The organism is Paenibacillus sp. FSL R5-0490, assembly GCF_001956215.1.
Classification (GTDB): domain Bacteria; phylum Bacillota; class Bacilli; order Bacillales; family Cytobacillaceae; genus Cytobacillus.
Map to the genome: position 1 here is coordinate 99,974 of NZ_MRTQ01000020.1, position 6,540 is coordinate 106,513.

The window sequence follows — 6,540 nt, forward strand, 5'->3', positions numbered from 1 at the left end:
GAATGAAGAAAACCTTTTTTTGGGAAACTCATTATATAATGCCTAACCGAAATACCTATAAATGAGTGGAATTTATGAAAACTTTAAACGTAATCATGGTATTCATCTTTTTTCTTTTTGCAGGAGGCACACACATTTCTGCAGATGAAGAGGGGATTAGCTGGCGGATTGAGATGCTGGCATGGGAGAAAGTGAATGGGATATTGCTGAAATACAGTAAATTTACCGTTCTGGATGTTGAAACAGGCAAGAAGTTTAGGGTCCAGCGGCGTGCCGGAAGCCATCATGCAGATGTTCAGCCATTAAATGCTGAAGAAACAAAAATAATGAAAAGCATTTATGGCGGAAAATGGAGCTGGAAGCGGCGCGCCATCATTGTTATTAATGGAAATCAGTGGATAGCGGCTTCCATGCATGGTATGCCCCATGGAGGAGGTGCACTGAAAAATAATTTTCCAGGGCATTTTTGCATTCATTTTTACGGCAGTACCACACATCGAACAAACTTTATGGATCTATCACACAAGCTTATGATTTTGAAAGCGGCAGGAAAGCTTGATGGATATCTCAATAATGCCAATCCATATGAAGTGATCAGTGCATTTATGGCAGGACTAAAACAGCAGGATTCCAGGATTGTCCAGTCGATTTCCCTCCAGCCTTTAGCATGGAATAAACTCCTGCCCAGAATTGAGAATGTAAGGCTAAGCGGGATGCCCGTCCTTCCAGCTGAGGATCTGACAGATGAGCTGAGCATGAAGGTGCCGGTAGAAGCGGATTGGTTTATAAAAAACCGCGGCAGACAGCATTTTCGAGGAAGCATCTATCTTGTGCGCTTTTCACAGGCAGACCCATGGAAAGTGGATAATAAAAGGTTCTTAAAGGAAAATATGTTATTGAACGAATAAAAGCCTGAGAATAGACTCTCAGGCCTTTATTTGTTTTACTGTTTTTCGCCAAATTTGATGAACGTCCGCTCGTCTTCTACAAGTCCGCAAGCAGCACATTGAACTCTTTTATCAGGGCCTTTGTAAGGCATATGGAAGGGGGACAGCTGTTCACTGCTGTATTCTTCCAAAACATTCCCTGTCTGAGGATCCATTTTGATGGATTGAGGCACCTGCTGAATAATATTAAATCGGCTTCTGTTTGTTTTACAGTTTGGGCACCGGTAAGGTGAATTCATAACTCATTCTCCTTTCTCGCATATTAGCTGTATTTTTTGCATTTATAAATTTATTTATGTAAAAATACATCTAAGGAAATATATTTGTTTCCTGTTTTGGAAGGGATGTGGCAAGTTATGAGTCCAGACTATGAAAAGCTTCTGAATGAATACCGGAAGCTATGGAATAACCGGAAACTCGAAGATGATACTAACGCAGAAAACATTTTGAAGGAAGCAATCTCCAGGGAACTAAGGGATGAAAATTCCCATCCAAGAGTCCGTAAGACTATCTATGAAAAATTTTACCTTGCGGTTAAGAGAATTGCACATTCAGACCTGGATGATACATCCAAAGCAGCACTTATCCATATGCATATCCATGAAGCGGAAGGTTTGAAATAGGGGGTTTAAGCCTCCTTTTTTAAATTAACAGGTTTACTGCAGATTTCAAGATCCTTTCACATTTATCTCACAATATTAATGTAAGATAAAGATAAGATAGTCATGAGGAGAAATTGTATGTCAAAAAAAATGTATTGGCTTTTCTTTTTATGTATTATAGCGGCCATCCTTACTTCCTGCTCAGAAAAGAAACAGCCTGCAATACCCGAGGATATTAGCTTTGCTGCCACAGTAAATATCAAGGATATGACCATATCTTTTGTCGACCTGGAAAAAAAGAAGCTGGCGGCAGAATGGACTATGGAGAAACCTTACACAGGCGCTTTAATTCTCCCGGACAATGATTCCATCCTTCTTTATGGAAAACAGCTTGAAACGGCTGATCTTTATTCCTTAAAGGAAGGTAAACTGATTGACAGCTGGGAAACAGGAGAAGGAATCGTAAATGGAATCCTGCTTGAAACGAATGAAATCGTTTTTGCAGATCAGCATTTAAACAAAATTAGGTTCTTTCATTCAAATGGAGAAGAAGAAAAACAGGTGGAATCTGAGATAGATCCGCTTACCCTGCTGGAATCCCGTGAAAAGAATAAGTTATTTGTTCTAAGCTTCAATCATAAAAAAATGGGAATTATCGACCTTGAATCAAAAGAAAAAAGCGGGGAATTTACGATCCATCCTTCAGCAGCCGGTGCGTGGCTTAATGAGAAAAACGGTGAAATCTGGATTGGCGGACATGGAGAAGGTGTAGAGATTGAACAAAATATACATGTATATGATGAAGAAACGGGAAAGTTAAAAAAGAAAATTCCAGCTGCTTCTATGCCGATTAATTTTCTGGGACAAGAAAATCAAGTGTATGTCCTAAGCCATGGATCAAATATGTTATATAAAATGAATGAATCAGGGGAAGAAAGAGCCTCTGTTTCGATTGCGGCAAATCCTTTTGAAATGGCATTTGCAGCACATAAACTATTAGTGGCCGGCTATGACAGCAATGACTTGCATATACTGGAGCCGGAAAATTTAAAAACCCTTAAAAGTATCAAGGTTGGAGAGGGTCCTTTTAAAATAGTCATTAGGGAGAGTGTGAAATGACATGCTGAATATCCTGATTATAGATGATGAAGCAGATATGAGGCATTTAATTGAGATGTATCTTGGGAATTCAGGATTTGCGTGCTTTTCAGCAGAAAGCGGCTTTGAAGCATATGGGATACTTGAAAATAATGTGATGGACTTAGTTATTCTGGATATCATGATGCCTGGGGAGGATGGATTTGAAGTTTGTTCCCGAATAAGGGAAAAATTAAATGTGCCAATTATATTTCTCTCTGCTAAGGGAGAGGAATGGGATAAAGTGAAAGCCCTGCAGTTAGGAGGGGATGACTATATTGTCAAACCTTTCAGTCCTGGAGAACTTGTCGCCAGAATCAATGCTGTCCTTCGAAGAACAGGCGGCTTAAAAAGTGATATGGATTCTATTCAAATTGGAAAGATCGCAATTGACATGAAAGCGAGAAAAGTCTCAGTTGAGGGAAAGCATGTCACGCTTACTCTTAAAGAATATGAATTGCTGCTGTTTTTTATCGAACATAAAAACCAGGCATTAAGCAGGGAACAGCTTCTTGAATATATATGGGGCATTGATTATACAGGCAGTTTAAGAACAGTGGATACTCATATAAAAACGCTGAGAATGAAGCTTGGGTTTGGAGACTATATTCAAACAGTCTGGGGAGTTGGCTATAAATTCGAGGTGCCGGATGAATGAAATTCCTGACCAATAGCCTGGCTAAAAAAATGTGGCTGACCGTAACAGCTGCGATTATTATTACGATCTTATATTCCTATTTTTTGTCTTACTTATTTTATGAAAAGATTTATGTGGAAAATGTAAGGGATTCCCTGCTGACTGAAGGGAGAAGCCTGGCGTCAGAGTACCATGGAGGGGCATTGACAGAGGATCTCAGGAAAAAAATCGATTGGTATAATTCAAAATCCGAAACAGAGGTTTTTATAGTCAGTAATCCCAGAGAGCTTAGTGCCTGTCTGCCCTTTGAAATTGACTATCAGACACTAATTGGCAAATCAGAGCGTGAAGAGCTTCTCAAAGGCATTACAGTTGAAAAACTGGGCTATGAAAAAAGGTTTGACCGGAAAATTATGGGTGTCATTATTCCGCTTCTTGATGATAATCGGCTTCAAGGCATTATTTATTTATATGTTCCCCTAGCGAAGATTTCAGAGTTCACCCGGGATTTTGCCTATCTGTGGCTCGCAGCTGCGGCGGTCTTTACTGTTATCAGCATCATTTTAGGAACGATGCTGGTTAAAAAATTGACAAAGCCCTTACTGGATATGAAGGATGCAGCTGAACATGTTTCAAAGGGGTGCTATGATATTCATTTAAACATTGATTCAAAGGACGAAATTGGCCAGCTGGCCAATGCCTTCAATTATATGTCCTCATCTATACGAAAAGAAGACGAAAAGAAAAGGGATTTTCTCGCGAATGTATCTCATGAGTTAAGAACCCCTATCAGCTATGTAAAAGGCTACAGTGAGGCGCTCATTTCCGGAATGGAAAAATCCGGGGAGGACAGAAAAAAATACTTACAGCTGATACTTAGAGAATCAGGAAGGATGGAACGTCTCGTTGGAGATTTGCTTGATTTATCCAAACTTGAATCTGACGTATACAAACTCGAAAAAATGCCGCTGCCATTGGCACAGTTAATAGAGGACGCTATTGAAAAATACAAGCCGGTCCTCCGTGAAAAAAATGTGGATCTGCAATATCGCCTGGATCCTGAAGTAATTATTAACGGTGATGAAGGCAGGATTGAGCAGGTTATCCAAAATATTATGGACAATTCCATCAGATATACAGCAAAAGGCAGAATCAGCATCCGTTTATCTCAAGAGAGAGATCAATGCCTGATAGAAATAGAGGATACAGGCATAGGGATTTCAGAAGAACATTTGAGCAAAATCAAACAACGGTTTTATAGAGTGAATAAAGGCAGAACAAGATCAGATGGAGGCACAGGGCTTGGTCTGGCAATTGCAGAAAAGCTGGTTAAGCTTCATCAAGGAGAGCTGACTGTGTTCAGTGAATTAAATAAGGGGACGACAGTTAGAATCATGCTTCCGCTGCTCGAAATAAAGTAAATTTAGAGGAGATTAATGATGAAAAAACTAATGTTTATTTGGCTTGCGGTAATGATAATTATTAGCCTGGCAGCCTGCAGCAATAATAATGCATCTGAAGAAGAGCCGCAATTCCTGGATGTCGAGTTATCGATAAACCCTGAAAAAGCAAAAGTGAATGAACCGGTTGTTTTTGAAGCAAAAGTTACATATGGAGAAGAAGAGGTTACAGATGCAGACGAAGTCAAGTTTGAGATCTGGAGAGCGAATGCCGAAGAACACGAAAAAATTCTTGTTGAACATGCTGAAAACGGGATCTATCGCCTGGAGAAAAGCTTTAAAGAAGAAGGCACCTATTATATATATTCACATGTAACGGCGCGCAGGATGCATAATATGCCTAAAAAAGAATTTGTTATCGGCAAGCCCAGTCCACCTGAAAAAGAATCAGGCAGCCAGGAAGAAAATATGGATGACGATGATCATGGCAGCCATTAAAAAGCAGCATAGGCTGCTTTTTGTTTTGGAATCGAGTAATCCTGCAGTAATTTTTCCTTCAGGGGCATATATACCCATTCTCGGGTACATATACCTATCATATTTGTTACATTGATGTAATAAAAGTAAAAAATAGTATCAGCCTAAAAACCTGTCAATACTGATCTTTTAGTATATAAATGGTACATGATAAAGGAAGCTTCCAATATAGACAAAAAAATACAGAAGGTTATTTACCCATTTTCAAGTATACATAAACCCAATAAAATAAGTATTTATGAAAACTTGCAGGCTGATTTTTACTAGTTTCTAAGTCTATCGGATATGCTACATTCAAGAATTTGTAAAATCTGACCAAAAATATTACGAAAAACCCTGTGTTATGATGATTGTGCAAGTCACACAGCACCACACAACAAAGAAAACAAACACAGGGAGGATTTATATATATGAATAAGAAAGTTATTTACTCAGTAGCAGCGGCAGCAGCATTATTAGTATCAGCACCAGGAGCAAACCAAGCGGACGCAGCTTCAAATTGTCCTACTCCTGAACAAGCTAAAAAAATTGCAATCTCTCAATCTGGCAACCTAAGCCAGGAACAAATCAATAACATTCTTCAAAAACACCTTAAAGACTACAATATTAATTGGGGAAATGCACAAGTAAATAAACAGGAAGCTCAAAAGCCAGCAGCTCCAGCAGCTCCAGCTCCAGCAGAACAGCCTGCAAAAGCACCTGCCAAAACACAAGAAGCAGCAAAAGCACCTGCACAGCAGCAAGCACCTGCAGAGCAGACAAAAGAAGCAGCACCTGCTTCTTCTGCAGTAAGTGCTTACGAGAAAAAAGTCCTTGAATTAACAAACCAGGAACGTGCAAAAGCTGGAGTGCCTGCACTTAAATTGGACGAAGAACTAAGCAAAGTAGCTCGTGAAAAATCACGTGATATGCAGTCTAAAGGATACTTTGACCATAACAGCCCAACTTACGGTTCACCATTCGATATGATGAAGCAATTCGGCATCTCATACACAACAGCAGGCGAAAACATTGCTATGGGCCAGCAGTCTCCTGAAGAAGTTGTACAAGCTTGGATGAATAGTGAAGGCCACCGTAAAAACATTATGAATGCCAACTTTACACACCTTGGTGTTGGCCATGTTGCTGACGGTAACTACTGGACACAAATGTTCATCGGGAAATAATATTTGAACGAAACAAAGGCAGCCTCTTTAGGCTGTCTTTCAGTTTGTAGACAAAAGGGGTTCGGAATAGTCTCATTCCGAACCCCTTTTTTGATTTTTTACTGGATTTGAATC

At 39.6% G+C, this 6,540-nt stretch carries 8 protein-coding genes; 7 read left to right on the plus strand and 1 reads right to left on the minus strand.

Translation table 11 applies throughout. The annotated features are described in order from the left end of the window. The first annotated feature begins 74 nt into the window (after positions 1 to 74). Entirely contained in the window at positions 75 to 908 is an 834-nt protein-coding gene (locus BK139_RS16890; RefSeq protein WP_076261055.1) for a hypothetical protein, read from the plus strand. A 35-nt stretch (positions 909 to 943) separates the two neighbouring features. On the opposite strand, the gene BK139_RS16895 is transcribed toward BK139_RS16890, so the two are convergent. After that, entirely contained in the window at positions 944 to 1,186 is a 243-nt protein-coding gene (locus BK139_RS16895; RefSeq protein WP_009332565.1) for a hypothetical protein, read from the minus strand. Positions 1,187 to 1,303: 117 nt separating this feature from the next. On the opposite strand from BK139_RS16895, the gene BK139_RS16900 reads away from it, so the two are divergent. The 6 genes from BK139_RS16900 to BK139_RS16925 all read left to right on the plus strand — a co-directional run bounded on the left by BK139_RS16900 (position 1,304) and on the right by BK139_RS16925 (position 6,426). Next, on the plus strand, positions 1,304 to 1,570 hold the full coding sequence (locus BK139_RS16900) for a hypothetical protein (RefSeq protein WP_076261080.1): 267 nt from the start codon (positions 1,304 to 1,306) through the stop codon (positions 1,568 to 1,570). Between the two features lie 117 nt (positions 1,571 to 1,687). After that, positions 1,688 to 2,668: a YncE family protein gene (locus tag BK139_RS16905; protein ID WP_076261058.1), complete on the plus strand. Its 981-nt coding sequence runs from the start codon at positions 1,688 to 1,690 to the stop codon at positions 2,666 to 2,668. A 1-nt stretch (position 2,669) separates the two neighbouring features. Further along, positions 2,670 to 3,344, plus strand: coding sequence for a response regulator transcription factor (locus tag BK139_RS16910; protein WP_076261060.1), 675 nt, complete (start codon positions 2,670 to 2,672; stop codon positions 3,342 to 3,344). Further along, positions 3,341 to 4,744, plus strand: coding sequence for a sensor histidine kinase (locus BK139_RS16915; protein ID WP_076261063.1), 1,404 nt, complete (start codon positions 3,341 to 3,343; stop codon positions 4,742 to 4,744). The genes BK139_RS16910 and BK139_RS16915 overlap by 4 nt, the downstream gene beginning before the upstream one ends. An 18-nt stretch (positions 4,745 to 4,762) precedes the next feature. Further along, a complete protein-coding gene (locus BK139_RS16920) occupies positions 4,763 to 5,221 on the plus strand; it encodes a FixH family protein (protein WP_076261066.1) in 459 nt (152 codons plus the stop codon). Between the two features lie 449 nt (positions 5,222 to 5,670). Beyond that, a complete protein-coding gene (locus BK139_RS16925; RefSeq protein ID WP_076261068.1) occupies positions 5,671 to 6,426 on the plus strand; it encodes a CAP domain-containing protein in 756 nt (251 codons plus the stop codon). The last annotated feature ends 114 nt before the right edge of the window (positions 6,427 to 6,540 follow it).